General features: G+C 70.7%; 10 protein-coding genes and 1 pseudogene. 8 read left to right on the plus strand and 3 right to left on the minus strand.

Translation table 11 applies throughout. The features are described 5' to 3' along the window. Nucleotides 1-48: 48 nt before the first annotated feature. The 3 genes from ABT041_RS16635 to ABT041_RS16645 all read left to right on the plus strand — a co-directional run bounded on the left by ABT041_RS16635 (nt 49) and on the right by ABT041_RS16645 (nt 2483). Nucleotides 49-615 (plus strand): hypothetical protein, encoded by a 567-nt coding sequence (locus ABT041_RS16635; protein WP_351184597.1) that lies wholly within the window; start codon nt 49-51, stop codon nt 613-615. Further along, a complete protein-coding gene (locus ABT041_RS16640) occupies nt 596-1231 on the plus strand; it encodes a vitamin K epoxide reductase family protein (protein WP_351184599.1) in 636 nt (211 codons plus the stop codon). The genes ABT041_RS16635 and ABT041_RS16640 overlap by 20 nt, the downstream gene beginning before the upstream one ends. Before the next feature lie 529 nt (nt 1232-1760). Beyond that, nucleotides 1761-2483: a response regulator gene (locus ABT041_RS16645; RefSeq protein ID WP_351184601.1), complete on the plus strand. Its 723-nt coding sequence runs from the start codon at nt 1761-1763 to the stop codon at nt 2481-2483. Between the two features lie 336 nt (nt 2484-2819). Here the strand turns inward: ABT041_RS16645 and ABT041_RS16650 are convergent. Further along, nucleotides 2820-4411 (minus strand): annotated as a pseudogene (locus tag ABT041_RS16650) (sensor histidine kinase). 265 nt (nt 4412-4676) lie between these two features. Here ABT041_RS16650 and ctaD point away from each other — a divergent pair. The 3 genes from ctaD (at nt 4677) to ABT041_RS16665 (ending at nt 8490) form a co-directional block, all read left to right on the plus strand. Then, on the plus strand, nt 4677-6392 hold the full coding sequence (gene ctaD / locus ABT041_RS16655; protein ID WP_502976501.1) for an aa3-type cytochrome oxidase subunit I: 1716 nt from the start codon (nt 4677-4679) through the stop codon (nt 6390-6392). Further along, nucleotides 6389-6931: a hypothetical protein gene (locus ABT041_RS16660; protein WP_351184603.1), complete on the plus strand. Its 543-nt coding sequence runs from the start codon at nt 6389-6391 to the stop codon at nt 6929-6931. The genes ctaD and ABT041_RS16660 overlap by 4 nt, the downstream gene beginning before the upstream one ends. 317 nt (nt 6932-7248) lie before the next feature. Continuing rightward, a complete protein-coding gene (locus ABT041_RS16665; RefSeq protein WP_351184605.1) occupies nt 7249-8490 on the plus strand; it encodes a globin domain-containing protein in 1242 nt (413 codons plus the stop codon). A gap of 102 nt (nt 8491-8592) precedes the next feature. Here the strand turns inward: ABT041_RS16665 and ABT041_RS16670 are convergent, their stop codons facing one another. Both ABT041_RS16670 and ABT041_RS16675 read right to left on the minus strand, forming a co-directional pair. Then, complete coding sequence (locus ABT041_RS16670; protein WP_351184607.1) at nt 8593-9924, minus strand: PP2C family protein-serine/threonine phosphatase; 1332 nt, start codon at nt 9922-9924, stop codon at nt 8593-8595. A gap of 222 nt (nt 9925-10146) precedes the next feature. Further along, complete coding sequence (locus ABT041_RS16675; protein WP_351184609.1) at nt 10147-11220, minus strand: YihY/virulence factor BrkB family protein; 1074 nt, start codon at nt 11218-11220, stop codon at nt 10147-10149. Between the two features lie 200 nt (nt 11221-11420). Between ABT041_RS16675 and ABT041_RS16680 the strand changes: the two genes are divergently transcribed. Then, a complete protein-coding gene (locus tag ABT041_RS16680; protein ID WP_351184611.1) occupies nt 11421-12431 on the plus strand; it encodes a LacI family DNA-binding transcriptional regulator in 1011 nt (336 codons plus the stop codon). A gap of 224 nt (nt 12432-12655) precedes the next feature. Then, nucleotides 12656-16027 (plus strand): CARDB domain-containing protein, encoded by a 3372-nt coding sequence (locus ABT041_RS16685; RefSeq protein ID WP_351184613.1) that lies wholly within the window; start codon nt 12656-12658, stop codon nt 16025-16027. Nucleotides 16028-16176: the final 149 nt, after the last annotated feature.

Genomic DNA, 16176 nt, shown 5'->3' on the forward strand with positions numbered 1-16176 from the left:
GCGGAGCACGTCGACGTAGCGCCCCAGGGCAGAAAGGTGAGGGGAACGATGATCACGGCGGTGGGACACGCCGACCTGGCACCGGACACGCGGAGAGCGGTCGAGCGTGAGTTCCTTGTGCGGTTGGAGCGCCTCGGGGACCCGGCAGTCGGTCTGGTCCGCGGTGGTACGGCGCTGTCCGCGGCCTTCGGCCGGGCGGTGCACGCGTCGGGCCGGCGGCTCGTCGTCCTCCTGCCCGCGCAGGGAGCGGTGCCCGCAGCGCTGCCGCCGACCGACCGGGAACCGGCCCGGGAGGTGATCGCCCTGGCCCAGGAGGTGCGGCTCCTCGCCTACGACCCCGGCTCCCGCGACGCCTGCGTGAGCGCGGACGAGGCGCTCATCAGCCAGTGCTCCCGGCTCCTCGCGGTCTGGGACGGTTCCCCTACCGACGGGAGGGACGCCACCGCACACCTGGTGGCGTACGCACGTGCCCGAGGCGTGCCGGTGGATGTGGTGTGGCCGGTCGCGGCGGTCCGTGAGCCGATACGCGACGCGACGAGCCCGCGCCGGCCCACGGCTCTGTTCCCTTCCCCGTTCGTTCCCAGGAAAAGCCGAGATGACCAACGCTCTTCGTAGTTCCGCCGCCATCCGCGCGACCACTCCGGCCGATCGTACGATCGGAGCTTCCCGCGCCTTCGCGTGGCTCCTGATCGTCACCGGTGGGTTGGGCCTCCTCGCCTCGTGGGTGATCACGCTCGACAAGTTCCTCCTCCTGGAGGACCCGGCGTTCGTGCCGTCCTGCACGATCAACCCCGTCCTGTCCTGCACGAACGTGATGCGCAGCGAGCAGGCGTCGGTGTTCGGCTTCCCGAACCCGATGCTCGGTCTCGTCACGTACGGCGTCGTCGTCGCGATCGGCGCGGGCGCTCTCGCCGGGGCCCGCCACCACCGCTGGTTCTGGCTCGGCCTCAACGCCGGGATGCTGTTCGGTGTGGGCTTCTGCATGTGGCTGATGAGCCAGGCACTGTACGAGATCGGTGCCCTGTGCCTGTGGTGCTGTCTCGCCTGGGCGGCGACCGTCGTCATGTTCTGGTACACCACGGTGCACAACCTGCGGCACCGGATTCTGCGCGCGCCCAGGCCGCTGGTCGCCGCCGTGGCGGAGTTCCACTGGGTCGTACCGGCCGTCTGGTGCGCGAGCATCCTCCTGCTGATCACGACCCGCTTCTGGTCGGCATGGCAGAGCCTGTGACGTCCGTACGCACGCCATGGCGCGGCCCGGGCGCGCGGGCCGTGGGTCCGGGGGACGGCCGGACCGTGTCGAGGCCGGCGCACCGGGCCGCGGGGGTGAGTCGATCACGGCGGGCCGACAGTCCGATAGGGCTGTTCGGCCCTATCGGACCAGGGCCGTTCGGTCCGATGGAGGCGTTGCGATACTGGCGCTCGTCCCGTGCTTGGCCCGGCACCGCAGCAGCGGGTGGTCCACCGCTCACATCGCGGCTGTTGCCGCTTGATCAGGAGTTCTCCGTGAAACCCCGTCCTTCCCGTCAAGTCGCTCTCGCGGCCCTCGTGCTCTTTCTGCTCTGTACGGCCGCGGCCGTCGTGTCCTTCTCCCGGGGTTCCTGGGCCGGAGCCGTCTGGGTGCTCGCGGCGGGGTTCTGCTCCAACGCGGCCTGGTACTGCGCGCGGGGGACCCGTGTGGTGGCGCGGACGAGTGCGGCGGGCGCGGCCGTGACCTCCTGCGGGATCGGCGAAGCGTGCGGATCCTGTGCGAGGAAGGCATGCTGACCGCCCGCCACCCCGCCTCGTCATCCACCGCGCCCGTGCGGGTCTTTCTGCTCGACGACCACGAGGTGGTCCGGCGGGGCGTACGGGATCTGCTCGAAGCCGAGCCGGGCATCGTCGTGGTGGGCGAGGCCGCGAACGCCCGTGAGGCGCTCGCTCGGGTGCCTGCCGCGCGGCCGGACGTCGCCGTGCTCGACGTGCGCCTCGGCGGAGCGACCGGCGGCGATCACGAGGGCGTCGAGGTGTGCCGCGAGCTTCGCGCGGAGCTCCCGGACCTCGCCTGCCTGATGCTGACCTCGTTCGACGACGACGAGGCCTTGTTCGATGCCATCATGGCCGGTGCGGCGGGTTACGTCCTCAAGCAGATCGGGGGGTCGGACCTGGTCGCCGCCATCCGTACGGTGGCGACGGGCAAGTCGCTGCTCGACCCCCGGATGACGGGCCGGGTGATGGCCCGGATACGGGGCTCCGTACCCGATCCCGAGCCCAAGGCCGTCGCGCCCGGAGAGCTCGACCGCCTCTCGCCCCGTGAGCTGGAGATCCTGGACCTGATCGGCCTGGGGCTGACGAACCGGCAGATCGCCGATCGGCTGTTCCTGGCCGAGAAGACGGTGAAGAACCGCGTTTCGTCGATCCTGGGGAAGCTGGGTGTGGGGCGGCGCGTCCAGGCGGCGCTGATCGCCGAACGGCTCCGGGAGCCGCAGGGCACCCGACCATGAGGCGGAGGCCGCGGGCGGGAGCCGTTCCCCGTGTGTGCGGCTTCCCGCGTCTGCGTACGTGAAGGTGCGGCTTCCCGCGTCTGCGTGCGTGGAGGTGCGGCTTCCCGCGTCTGCGTGCGTGGAGGTATGCTTCCCGCGTCTGCGTGCGTGGAGGTGCGGCTCCCCGCGTCTGCGTGCGTGGAGGTGCGCTTCCCGCGTCCGCGTACCCGGATGTGCGGCTTCCCGCGCCTGTGTACGTGGAGGTGCGGCTCCCCGCGTCTGCGTACGCGGAGGTGTGCCCCCCCCGCGTCCGCGTACCGGGACGTCCGGCGCCCCGTGCCTGCATCCGCGGACCGGTCAGCCGGCGGGGAGCGGTGCGCTCCAGGTGACCCTCGTGCCGCCCTCCACGGGTGACTCCAGGCGGAGGGTGCCCCGGCACTGTTCCGCTCGCGAGCCCATGTTGAGCAGCCCGCTCGTCGGCCGGGCGTCCCCCAGGCCCGCACCGTCGTCCGTGACGGTGAGGACGAGCTGGTCGGCCGTGTCCGGGACGGCGAGCACGACATCCGCGCGGCTGGCCCGTGCGTGCCGCGCGGCATCGCTCAGCGCCTCCGCCGCCACGGCCAGCACATGCTCGGCCAGCTGCTCCGGAACGGCGCTGTCGACCGGCCCCGTGATGCGCAACGAGGGTGTGAACCCCAACTGCTGGGCGGCCAGTTGGGCCGTCTCGGCCAGCCGCCGGCGCAGCGCGGGACCGCCCAGGTCGTCGGCGGTCGTGCGCAGCTGGAGGATCGTCGAGCGGATGATCTGGATGGTGGCGTCGAGATCGTCCACCGCACGGGTGACCCGCTCGGCGGCCCCGGCGTCCCCGATCGTCCGGGTCGCGCCCTGCAGCGTCATGCCCGTGGCGAACAGTCGCTGGATCGCGACGTCGTGCAGGTCGCGGGCGATGCGGTCGCGGTCCTGGAGCACCGCCAGCTCCTCGGACTCGGCCCGCCGCCGGGCGCGTTCGAGGGCGATGGCCGCCTGATCGGCGAAACCACTGATCAGCAGGGTCTCCGTGGTGTCGAAGCCCGGCCGTCCTGCCCTACGGCTCAGCCGCAGAGCGCCGCACACAGCGGCGTCGACGGGCAGCGGCACGGCCACCACGGGGCCGTGCTCCTCTCCGGCCGTACCGCCGATGGGCAGGGCCCGGGGATCGGTACACGTCGGTCGTGACCACGGGCCCGCGGGTGCGCGCCGCGAGGCCGGCGAGCGAGCCGGACGCCGGCATCCGCCGCGCTCCCCGGACGAGTTCGGCGGCGTCGCCGTGCGCGACCCGTACGGTCAGGTCGCCGGAGCCGAGGGGAGGAGGACGGCGGCGAGGTCGGCATCGGCCACCTCCATGGCCCACCGGGCGATCAGACGCAGGACCTCGTCGGTGTCGGTGCCCGCGAGCAGCGTGCGGGTGATTTCGCCGAGCGCCTCCAGGCGGTGCTCGCGACGCCGACTGTCGTGGTAGGGCCGGGCGTTGTCGACCGCGACACCCGCCGCCATCGACAGCGTCGTGAGGACCGCCTCGTCGTCCGCCTCGAAGGTGCCGCCGCCCCGCTTCTCGGTCAGGTAGATGTTGCCGAACACCTCGTCCCGTACCCGGATCGGCGCTCCGAGGAAGGTGCGCATCGGCGGATGGTCCGGCGGGAAGCCGAAGCTGCTGGGAAGCCGGCCGAGGGATTGCGGATGAGCTCGCCGAGGATGCCGTGACCGCACCGCGCCGGACCGATCCGCGTCACCAGGCCGTCGGCCATGCCCACGGGCAGGAACTGGGAGAACTTCTGCCGGTTGTCGATCACGCCGAGGGCTCCGTACTCGGCGTCGGTGAGGCTGACGGCCGCCTCCACGATGCTCCGCAGCACCTGCGGGAGTTCGAGGTCGCGGCCGAGGTCCATGACCGCCGCGAGCAGGCCGTGCATCCGGTCGGGGACGTCGAGTCGCGGCCAGGCGGGGTGGGGTGCGGTGTCGAACACGTCCGCAGGGTACGTGGTGCACGGTCACCGCGAACGGCAGGGGTCGAACGGCCCTCCCGCCGCCCCGCCGTCGGGTACCGCTCGGCCCTGCCGGATCCCGGGACGCGGCCACGAGCATGGGTCGGCGGCCGGGAAGCGCCGCGGCAATCCCCCGTACGCGACCGCTTCCCGGCCCCTGGCAACAGAACGCGGAAGTGGAGGTCGTCGTCCGGTGGACGAGGCACGCAGTATTCAGGTGAAGGCAAGGGAGCCGCGACTCCCGCGAGCGGCCGAGGAGGGCGCCGCACGGCCGGCCCGGCCCTCGTGGGTGGGGTGGCTGACGACCACCGACCACAAGCAGATCGGCACGCTCTATCTCTGTTCCGCGCTCTTCTTCTTCGTCATCGGGGGTGTCATGGCCCTGATGATGCGCGCGGAGCTGGCCCGCCCCGGCACGCAGATCATGTCGAACGAGCAGTTCAACCAGGCGTTCACCATGCACGGCTCGATCATGCTGCTGCTCTTCGCCATGCCGCTCTTCACCGGCTTCGCGAACTGGATCATGCCCTTGCAGATCGGTGCGCCGGACGTCGCCTTCCCCCGGCTGAACATGCTGGCGTACTGGCTGTACCTCTTCGGCTCGCTGATCGCCGCCGGCGGCTTCCTGACGCCCGGCGGGGCGGCGGACTTCGGCTGGTTCCTCTACGCGCCGCTCTCCGACGCCATCCACTCGCCCGGCCTCGGCGCCGACCTGTGGATCATGGGCGTCGCGCTCTCGGGCTTCGGATCGATCGCGGGCGCGGTCAACTTCATCACCACGATCATCTGCATGCGCGCCCCGGGCATGACGATGTTCCGGATGCCCATCTTCACCTGGAACGTGCTGCTCACGTCCCTTCTCGTGCTGATGGTCTTCCCGGTCCTCGCCGCCGCGCTCTTCGCCCTCGAATGCGACCGGAAGTTCGGCTCGCACGTCTTCGACCCGGGCAACGGCGGCGCGTTGCTCTGGCAGCACCTCTTCTGGTTCTTCGGCCATCCCGAGGTGTACATCCTGGCTCTGCCGTTCTTCGGCATCATCTCCGAGGTCGTTCCGGTCTTCAGCCGCAAGCCGATGTTCGGCTACATCGGTCTGGTGGCCGCGACGATCGCGATCGCCGGCCTGTCCGTGACCGTGTGGGCGCACCACATGTACGTCACCGGTGGCGTGCTCCTCCCGTTCTTCTCCTTCATGACGTTCCTCATCGCCGTACCGACCGGCGTGAAGTTCTTCAACTGGATCGGAACGATGTGGAAGGGCTCGCTGTCCTTCGAGACCCCGATGCTCTGGGCCACCGGCTTCCTCATGACCTTCACCTTCGGCGGACTGACCGGCGTCATCCTGGCCTCGCCCCCGATGGACTTCCACGTCTCCGACTCGTACTTCGTCGTCGCGCACTTCCACTACACGCTGTTCGGCACCGTGGTGTACGCGATGTTCGCCGGCTTCCACTTCTGGTGGCCCAAGTTCACCGGCAAGATGCTCGACGAACGGCTCGGCAAGATCACGTTCTGGACCCTCACGGTCGGCTTCCACGCCACCTTCCTCGTCCAGCACTGGCTCGGCGCCGAAGGAATGCCCCGCCGCTACGCCGACTACCTGGACGCCGACGGCTTCACCGCCCTCAACACCGTCTCCACCATCGGCTCGTTCCTCCTCGGTCTCTCCTTCCTGCCGTTCTTCTACAACGTCTGGAAGACCGGCCGTTACGGGAAGAGGGTCGAGTCCGACGACCCCTGGGGGTACGGGCGTTCCCTGGAATGGGCGACCTCCTGCCCGCCGCCCCGGCACAACTTCCTCACCCTGCCGAAGATCCGCTCCGAATCCCCCGCCTTCGACCTGCACCACCCCGAGCTCGCGGCCCTCGACCGGCTGGAGAACCGGTCCGACGAGACGGCGGAGCACCGGTGACCGCGGCCGTCCTGGCCCTGGGCGTCGGTGCCGTGACCGCCTCCGGGTGTGTCTGGTACGTCCCCGCCCTCGTCGACCTGCGCGCGGGTGCGGACCGACCCGCCTCCCGGCGCCTGGCCGCGACGGCGTGCGTCACCGGCTGGGCCACCGCCGGCGTGACCGCTCTGCTGCTCCTCGCGGATGCTCCGGGCCCGTTCCTCCTGGCGGCGGCGGTGGCCGGTGCCGTCGCGAGCGCAACGACGCGCGCGGGCGCGGCGGTTCGGCGCAACCGCGAGGAGCGGGAGGACGCGGCGTGCTGGGTGGCCCTGGACTCCACCCCGCTGCGGAAGACACCCCCGCCGCCCCAGCATGCCTTCGCCCGCAGAATCGGCGCGGGGCTGGCCGCCTCGGTGGTCATCGCGTTGCTGCTGTCGACCTGGGGCCGGAACCGCGGAGCGGGCGGCGCAGTGACCGTGGCGGTGCCCACGATCCTCGCCACCCTCGCCGTCCTGGCGCTCGTCGCGGCGAGCGCGGTGCGGCGGGGCAGGGGGCGTGAGTGATCACCTCGCCCACCTCGAAGGCCGTGCCGGTCGCGCCGGTCGCGCCCGACCGTGTGGTGCGCCGGGCGGAACGGGAGGAGGAAGGGAAGGGGCCGAAAGACCCTGCCCGATGAGGCCGGACGGCAGGGAGACAGCGGTGCGAGACTGACGTGTCTTCCGGCCGCGGCCACGGTGCTGCCGCTGCCACCGGGTCTGTTCGGCGGAGTGTCCCGCCCCCGGTGTGTCATCGCCCCGAGACGGCATTGACGAAGCCTCGCTGCCGTCCGCCGGGGACGGGGGCGGAGACGCGGGACACACGCTAGGAATTGGGCCAGCAGGTGAGCACCACCACAAGCGACACGTACGACGAGTACCACGCGCTCCTCGCGCGCCACGACGCGATGCGGCTGCGCCGGCAGCTGCTCGCCCCGGCCGGGGCCGTCAGGCCGGCGGAGTCGGGGCGCGCCTGGTACGGGACCGACGACCAGGAGACGATCAACCGCCATCTGGCGCTGGTGACGCCGTTCAGCGACCTCATCACCCACATCTATCAGGCGATGTTCGAGCAGCATCCGTATCTGCGCGGGCTGTTCCCCGACTCGATGGACTTCCAGCAGGCTCATCTGGAACGGGCCTTCTGGTACCTCATCGAGCACCTGGACCGGCCGGAAGAGGTGGCCGACTTCTGCGCCCGTTTGGGCCGCGATCACCGAAAGCTGGGGGTGCGGCCCGTGCATTTCGAGGTGTTCGAGTCCGCGCTCGTCGCGGCCCTGCGCCGCAGTGCGGGCGAGCGCTGGGTCGAGGAACTGGAGCAGGCGTGGGTGCGGATGGTGAGGTTCGCCGTCACGTCCATGGTCGACGGCGCGCGTGAGGCATTGGCCGAGCCAGCCTACTGGAACGCGACGGTGACGGGGCACCGGGTGTGCGGGCCCGGTGTCGCCGTCCTCCGAGTCCGCACCGCAGAACCGTTTCCGTACCGTGCCGGGCAGTACACCAGGATCGAGTCTCCGCTGCTGCCGCACACCTGGCGGCCGTACACGGTCGCCCGCGCGCCCCGGACGGACGGGGAGCTGGAGTTCCACGTACGTCGTACCGGACCGGGCGGGGTGAGCGACGCGCTGGTGGCGCGCACACGTGTGGGCGACCAGCTGCGCCTGGGACCGGCGCAGGGATCCATGACGCTGGACGACGGCGTGGCACGCGACGTACTGATCGTGGCGGTCGGGACCGGATGGGCCACAGCCAAGGCACTGCTCGACGAGTTGGCCATGCGCCGCCCGTGCGGCCGCAGCGTGCACCTGTTCCTCGGTGCCCGCACACGGGACGACCTGTACGACACGACCGCCCTCGCCGAGCTGGAGACGCGCCACCCCTGGCTGCGTGCCGTCCCGATGCACGGTGAAGCCGGCTCGATGGCCGACACGGTGGCCCGGCACGGCGACTGGTCCGAGCATGTGGCCTATGTGAGCGGCCCGCCCGCCGTGGTCGCCGCCACGGTGCCGAGGCTGAGGGCCATGAGTCTGCCTGCGGACCGCATTCACCACGATCCGGTCGACGGGACGTCTGCCTCCTGCCGTTGAGGAGAGATCCGAGGAGGACGCACTCCGGATGCCGGGGAGATGAGTTCTGGTTCGACTTCCCGCTCCGCACGTCGGCGGCGTTCGATTCTTCTGTCCACAGGGTCAGCCGCTCTCCTCGGAGCAGGGTGTGATGCGGGCGGCGAGGAGTGCGACGTCGTCCTCGAAGGCGCCGCCGCGGGCTTTGATGAGTGCGTCGACGAGGTCCGGGAGAGGTTTGCCGGCATGCGTGGCGGCGATGCCGGCCGCCGCCTCCATGCCGGTGTCGAGGGACTCGCCGCGTTCTTCGACCAGGCCGTCTGTGTGCAGGAGGACGGCGCTTCCCACCGGGAGGTGTTGTTCGTGGTCGGGGCGCGGAAGGTCCGGGTCGACGCCCAGGGGCAGGCCGGTGTCGGCGTGCAGGTAGGCGGCCTCGTGTCCGGGGGTGACCAGGAGCGGAGGGAGGTGGCCGGCGCTGGCCCATTGCAGGAGGCGGCCGCTGCCCTGGGGTTCGAGACGGGCGATGATGACGGTGGCCATCGGGCCGCCGTGCAGTTCGTGCAGGACGGTGTCGAGGCGGTGCAGGATGCGGCTGGGCGGTTCCTGCTCGTCGAAGGCGATGACGCGCAGCATGTTGCTGATCTGGCTCATCACGGTGGCCGCGGGGAGGCCGTGGCCCATGACGTCGCCCAGCATCAGGCACGGCACGTGGTCGGGCAGGTGGATGAAGTCGTACCAGTCGCCGCCGATCCGCGGCGTCTCGGTGGAGGGCTGGTAGTGGGCGTGCAGCTCAAGGCCGTCCAGCCGCGGAATGTCGGGGAGGAGGCGCCGCTGGAACTCCTCGGTGGCCCGGCGCAGCTGCTCGTACAGGCGGGCGTTCTCGATCGCCACGCCGGCGGCGCTGGCCAGGCCGGTGACGACGGCCTCGTCGTCGTCCGTGAAGGCGCTGCCGTCGGTCTTGTCGGCGAGGTACAGGTTCCCGTACACGGTGCTGCGCACCCGGATCGGCACCCCGAGGAGGGTGCTCATCGGAGGGTGGCCCTCGGGGAACCCTGCGGCGTGCGGGTGGTGGGCGAGGTCCTGCACGCGCAGCGGCTTCGGGTCGCGGACCAGGTCTCCGAGGAGTCCGGTTCCGTGCGGGAGTGTGCCGCCGAGCCGGGCGGTCAGATCCGCGCCGAAGCCCGAGGTGATCAGGTCGATGAACTCGCCGTGCGATCCGAGGACGCCCAGGGCGGCGTAGCGGGTGTCGACCAGCTGCCGCGCCGTATCGATGATCTTGTGGAGGACCAGGTTCAGGTCCAGTTCACGGCTGATCAGAAGGACCGCGTCCAGCAGGTCGTGCATCCGCCCGTGCGCGCGGGCGATGTGCCGTAGCCCCTGCTCGAGCCGGTCCAGATTCTCCTCACCCGGGCTCCTGGACGACGGGACGAATCCGTCGTGGCTCTTGTTCTGGCTCATGCGCCGCCCCTCTCGTCGAGCACGAGCGAAGCCAAGCTGCCATCTACCCGCGGGGCGCGCCCGCATGCTCCCCGCCCGAAACCGCGCCACGGTGCACCAGCGCGGATGAGGCCTCCCTTCTACGGCGGCGGGCGACAACGACGAGATCGACCGCAACGGTCACGGTCGGTCGCGGACGCCGCCGGCAGCATCTGCCGAGCACGGAACTGAGCGACGACGGGCTCACCCGCCGCCGAGCTCCCTTCGCTCGGCATCACTCCACTTGCGGGTGTCGCGCGGCTCGACGTACGGCTCCTCATCGGCGGGGTGGCCGCCGATGATCGCGCGCTCGCGTGCCAGCTCGGCATCGAATTCCAGGCCCAACAGAATCGCCAGGTTCGTGATCCACAGCCACACCAGGAAGATGATCACCCCGGCCAGGGTGCCGTAGGTCTTGTTGTAGGCGCCGAAGTTCGCCACGTACAGCGCGAAGCCCGCCGAAGCGATCATCCAGAGGACCAGGGCCAGGAAGCTTCCAGGAGTGATCCACTTGAAGCCGCGGACCCTTGCGTTCGGCGACGCCCAGTACAGGATCGTGATCATGGCGGCCACCAGCACGACCAGCACCGGCCACTTGGCGATCGACCACACCGTCAACGCGGTGTTCCCCACGCCCAGGGCGGTGCCCACCTGCTTGGCCAGAGCCCCGGTGAACACCACGATCAGAGCGCTGACGCAGGCAAGGAGCAGCAGCACCAGTGTCAGAACGAGCCGGAGGGGCGTGACCTTCCACACCGAACGCCCCTCCGGGATGTCATAGACCGCGTTGGAGGTGCGGATGAACGCGGCCACATACCCTGACGCCGACCACAGCGCCAACAGCAGACCGACGATCGCCATGACGGATCCCGTGCCGCTGCTGGCCTGCAGCTGGGTCACCGCATCGGTGATGATGTCCCGGATCGAGCCCGGCGTGAGCTTCGTGATGTTGTCCAGGACGCTCTGCGTCGCCTCCTTGCCCGCGATGCCAAGCACCGAGACCAGCACGAGCAGGGCAGGGAACAAGGCCAGAATCCCGTAGTACGTCAACGCCGCCGCCCGGTCGGTGAGCTCGTCGTCCTTGAACTCCGCCACCGTCCGTTTGAGCACGGCCCACCACGACTTCTTCGGCACTTCGGTGGGCCGGTCCGGAGCACGGCTCTCCGGCTCCGGATCCGGTCCGGTCTCACCGCCACCATCTGTCCCACGGCCGGCGCCACGATGCCGACCGTCCAGCTGGTCCTGTGCACCCCGCTTGTTCTGCCATATCCGTGTCATGCCGTGCGGGTATCCCCATACTCGGACGCGAACCGTCGAAGCGGGTGGTTTTGTCCCGCTCACGTGATGTGCCGGCTCGGCTGCGCGGCGAGGGTGCCGTGTCCACCGTCGTCGTCAGCCACCGACGCCCAGTCGACGGTTTGCGTGAGAACTGCAACTGGCTGTCATTCTCTTGCGATGCTTGCGCTAGTCTTGCGTGTATGACGCGACGACTTGCTCAGGTGGCGAAGAAGGTGGGGGTCAGCGAGGCTACGGTCAGCCGTGTCCTCAACGGCAAGCCCGGAGTCTCCGAGGCGACCAGACAGTCGGTGCTCACCGCCCTCGACGTCCTCGGCTACGAGCGGCCCACTCAGCTCAGGGGTGAGCGCGCCCGTCTTGTCGGCCTCGTCCTGCCGGAGCTGCAGAACCCCATCTTCCCGGCCTTCGCCGAGGTCATCGGTGGCGCCCTCGCCCAGCAGGGGCTCACCCCCGTGCTCTGCACGCAGACCAAGGGCGGTGTCTCCGAGGCCGACTACGTGGAGCTCCTCCTCCAGCAGCAGGTCTCCGGCGTCGTGTTCGCCGGAGGTCTGTTCGCACAGGCCGACGCCCCGCACGAGCACTACCACCAGCTCGCCGAGCGCAACATCCCGGTCGTCCTCATCAACGCCTCCATCGAGGGCCTCGACTTCCCCTGCGTGGCCTGTGACGACGCCGTCGCCGTCGAACAGGCCTGGCGCCACCTGGTCTCGCTCGGCCACGAGAAGATCGGTCTGCTCCTGGGCCCCGCCGACCACATGCCCTCCGGGCGCAAGCTGCAGGCCGCTCGCGCGGCGGCCGAGGCGGCCGGCACCCCGCTGCCCGACGAGCAGATCGTGCGCTCGATCTTCTCCCTCGAAGGCGGGCAGGCCGCTGCCAACGGCCTTCTGGAGCAGGGCGTCACCGGCATCGTCTGTGCCAGCGACCCCCTCGCCCTCGGGGCCATCCGGGCCGCCCGCCGTCGCGGGCTCCGCGTCCCCCAGGACGTCTCGGTCGTCGGCTTCGACGACTCCGCCTTCATGAACTGCACCGAGCCGCCGCTGTCGACCGTCCGGCAGCCCATCGAGGCGATGGGGCGGGCCGCCGTCGATCTGCTCTGCTCCCAGATCCAGGGCGCCCACTCCCACCCGGGCGAGCTGCTCTTCGAGCCCGAACTGGTCGTGCGCGGATCGACCGCCCCGCCGCCGGCCCGCTAGCGGAGCACCGCACCCCCGGCCCGCTGGCGGAGCACCGCACCCCCGGCCCGCTGGCGGAGCACCGTACCGGTTCCTCCTCAAAGGCACCGTTTCCTGCCGTCGTACCGACGGCTCCGGAAGCGGTGCCTTTGTCATTTCCCTGTCCGATCCGTTGACAGCATCGTCATCCGGTAGAAACCTGTGCCACCAGATTCCGCAAAACATCGACTGAATTACTCAAAAGAATGCGAGTCGCTGTGTACGGACGACGACTGGTGAGGGCGCTGCTGATCGCGGCCCTGATCGCCCTCGGGCTGCTGCCCGTCCCCGCGCAGGCCGCCGGCGCTGCGGACACCGACCTCGCGCGCGGCAGACCCGCCGCGGTCTCCGGCGCGCTCGGCGGCTATCCGGCGGCCAATCTCACCGACGGCAGCCAGGCCAGCTACTGGGAGGGTCCGGCCGGTGCCTTCCCGCAATGGGCGCAGGTCGATCTCGGCGCGGCCGTCCGCGTCGACCGTGTCGTCCTCAAGCTGCCGACCGGCTGGGAGGCGCGCGACCAGGACCTCGCCGTCCTCGGCTCCACCGACGGCAGCGCCTTCACCACCCTGGCCGGCACTCAGACCCGCCGCTTCGACCCGGCCGCCGCCAACGCCGTCTCCCTCGCCCTGAACGGCAGCGAGGTCAGGTACGTGCGCGTCCGGATCACCTCCAACACCGGCTGGAACGCCGCCCAGCTCTCAGCCATCGAGGTGTACGGCGAGCCGGGTACCGTCGAGCCGCCCGTCGGAGGCACCGACCTGGCACGTGGCAAGGCGGTCGAGGCGACCTCGGTCACCCAGAACTACCAAGCCGCGAACGCCAACGACGGCTCGACCGCCACCTACTGGGAGTCGGCCGGACTGCCCGCGAGCCTCACCGTGAAGCTCGGCGCGGACGCCGACGTCGAGGGCGTCGTCGTCAAGCTCAACCCCGACCAGGCCTGGGGGCCGCGCACCCAGGCCTTCGAGGTCCTGGGCCGCGCCGCCGGCGCCACCGCCTTCACCACCCTCAAGCCGCGCGCCGACTACGCGTTCAGCCCGTCCTCCGGGCAGAACACGGTGACCGTCCCGGTCACCGGCCGCGTCACCGACGTCCGGCTCACCTTCCAGTCCAACACCGGCGCCCCAGGCGCGCAGATCGCCGAGCTCCAGGTCCTCGGCACCCCCGCCCCCGCCCCCGACCTCGTCGTCACCGACCTCACCTGGACCCCGGCCGCCCCGAGCGAGACCGACGCCGTCACCGTCCAGGCCACCGTGCGCAACTCCGGCACCGCGGGGGCCCCCGCGTCCGAGCTGAACATCAGCGTCGAGGGCACCGTGGCGGGAACCGCCCAGGTCGCCTCCCTCCCGGCAGGGGCCTCCGCCATCGTCGCCGTGCCCGTCGGACGCCGCCCGGTCGGCGCGTACACCGTCTCCGCCGCCGTCGACCCGGCCAACGCCGTCCCCGAGCTCGACGACACCAACAACAGCCGCACCTCCGCCGCCAAGCTGACCGTCGGCCAGAGCCCCGGCCCCGACCTCATGGTCACCGGCATCACCACCGCCCCCTCGGCCCCGGCGGTCGGCGCACCCGTCTCCTTCACCGTCGCCGTCCACAACCGCGGCACCGCCGCCGTTCCCGCCGGTACCGTCACCCGGCTGGCCGTCGGCACCACCACGCTGAACGGCACGACCGGAGCCGTCGCCGCGGGCCAGACCGTCACCGTCGTGATCTCCGGCACGTGGACCGCCACCAGCGGCGGCGCCACCCTGACCGCGGCAGCGGACGCCACCGGCACCCTCACCGAGACCGACGAGAACAACAACGTCTTCAGCCGGTCCCTCGTCGTGGGGCGCGGCGCCGCCGTCCCCTACACCGAGTACGAGGCGGAGGACGTCCGGTACCAGGGCACCCTGCTCACCGCCGACCGGCTGCGCACCTTCGGGCACACCAACTTCGCCACCGAGTCCTCGGGCCGACGGTCCGTCCGGCTCGACGCGAGCGGGCAGTACGTCGAGCTCACCTCGGTGAACCAGGCGAACGCCCTCACCGTCCGCAACTCGATCCCGGACGCGGCGGCCGGCGGCGGCCAGGAGGCCACCCTCAGCCTGTACGCGGACGACGTCTTCGTCCGGAAGCTGACCCTCTCCTCCAAGCACAGCTGGCTGTACGGCACCACCGACGACCCCGAGGGCCTGACCAACCGTCCCGGCGGAGACGCCCGCAGGCTCTTCGACGAGTCGCACACGCTGCTCGACCGCTCCTACCCGCCAGGCACCCGCTTCCGGCTCCAGCGCGACGGCGACGACCGGGCCTCGTTCTACGTGCTCGACCTGATCGACCTGGAGCAGGTGGCGCCGCCCACGCCGCAGCCCGCCGGATGCGTTTCGATCACCGAGTACGGGGCGGTGCCCAACGACGGCATCGACGACACGGACGCCCTCCAGCGGGCCGTCACCGCCGACCAGAAGGGCGAGATCGGCTGCGTCTGGATCCCGGCCGGAAAGTGGCGTCAGGAGCAGAAGATCCTCACCGACGACCCGCTGAACCGGGGGCAGTACAACCAGGTCGGCATTCGCGACGTCACGATCCGGGGCGCGGGCATGTGGCACTCGCAGCTCTACACGCTGACCCCGCCGCAGGACGCGGGCGGCATCAACCATCCGCACGAGGGCAACTTCGGCTTCGACGTCGACGACAACACCCGGATCTCGGACATCGCCATCTTCGGCTCGGGCACCATCCGCGGCGGTGACGGCAACGCCGAGGGCGGCGTGGGGCTCAACGGACGCTTCGGCAGGAACACGAAGATCAGCAACGTCTGGATCGAGCACGCCAACGTCGGCGTCTGGGTCGGTCGCGACTACTCCAACATCCCCGAGCTGTGGGGACCGGGCGACGGCCTGGAGTTCAGCGGCATGCGCATCCGCGACACGTACGCCGACGGCATCAACTTCGCCAACGGCACCCGCAACTCCACCGTCTACGACTCCTCCTTCCGCAACACCGGCGACGACGCGCTCGCCGTCTGGGCGAGCAAGTACGTCAAGGACACCTCGGTGGACGTCGGCCACGACAACCACTTCCGCAACAACACGGTCCAGCTGCCCTGGCGGGCCAACGGCATCGCCGTCTACGGCGGTCACGGCAACACCATCGAGAACAACGTGGTCGCCGACACCATGAACTACCCGGGGATCATGCTGGCCACCGACCACGACCCGCTGCCCTTCTCCGGGCAGACGCTCATCGCCGGCAACGCCCTGTACCGCACGGGCGGAGCCTTCTGGAACGAGGACCAGGAGTTCGGAGCCATCACCCTCTTCGCGCAGGGGCAGGACATCCCGGGCGTCACCCTCCGGGACACCGAGATCCTCGACTCGACCTATGACGGCATCCAGTTCAAGACGGGCGGGGGAGCCATGCCCGACGTCCGCGTCAGCAACGTCCGTATCGACGGCACGGTCAACGGCTCCGGGATCCTCGCCATGAGCGGGGCCCGCGGCAGCGCCACCCTCACCGGGGTGACGTTCGCGAACACGGCCGAGGGAGACGTCCTCGTCGAGTCCGGCTCTCAGTTCGTCGTGAACCGCGGCTGATCCAGGTCTCCGGAGCGGCGGTCCACGCGCGGTGGACCGCCGCTCCGGCATGCCCGCGCGCAGCTCCTGACGCCTTCTCAACTCACGCCGCGCAAGCGGTAGACGGTCCCACGATCCTCTGGAACTCTCTGAGCGTCCCGCGCAAAGAA

Source organism: Streptomyces sp. NPDC002825, assembly GCF_040295385.1.
Classification (GTDB): Bacteria; Actinomycetota; Actinomycetes; order Streptomycetales; family Streptomycetaceae; genus Streptomyces.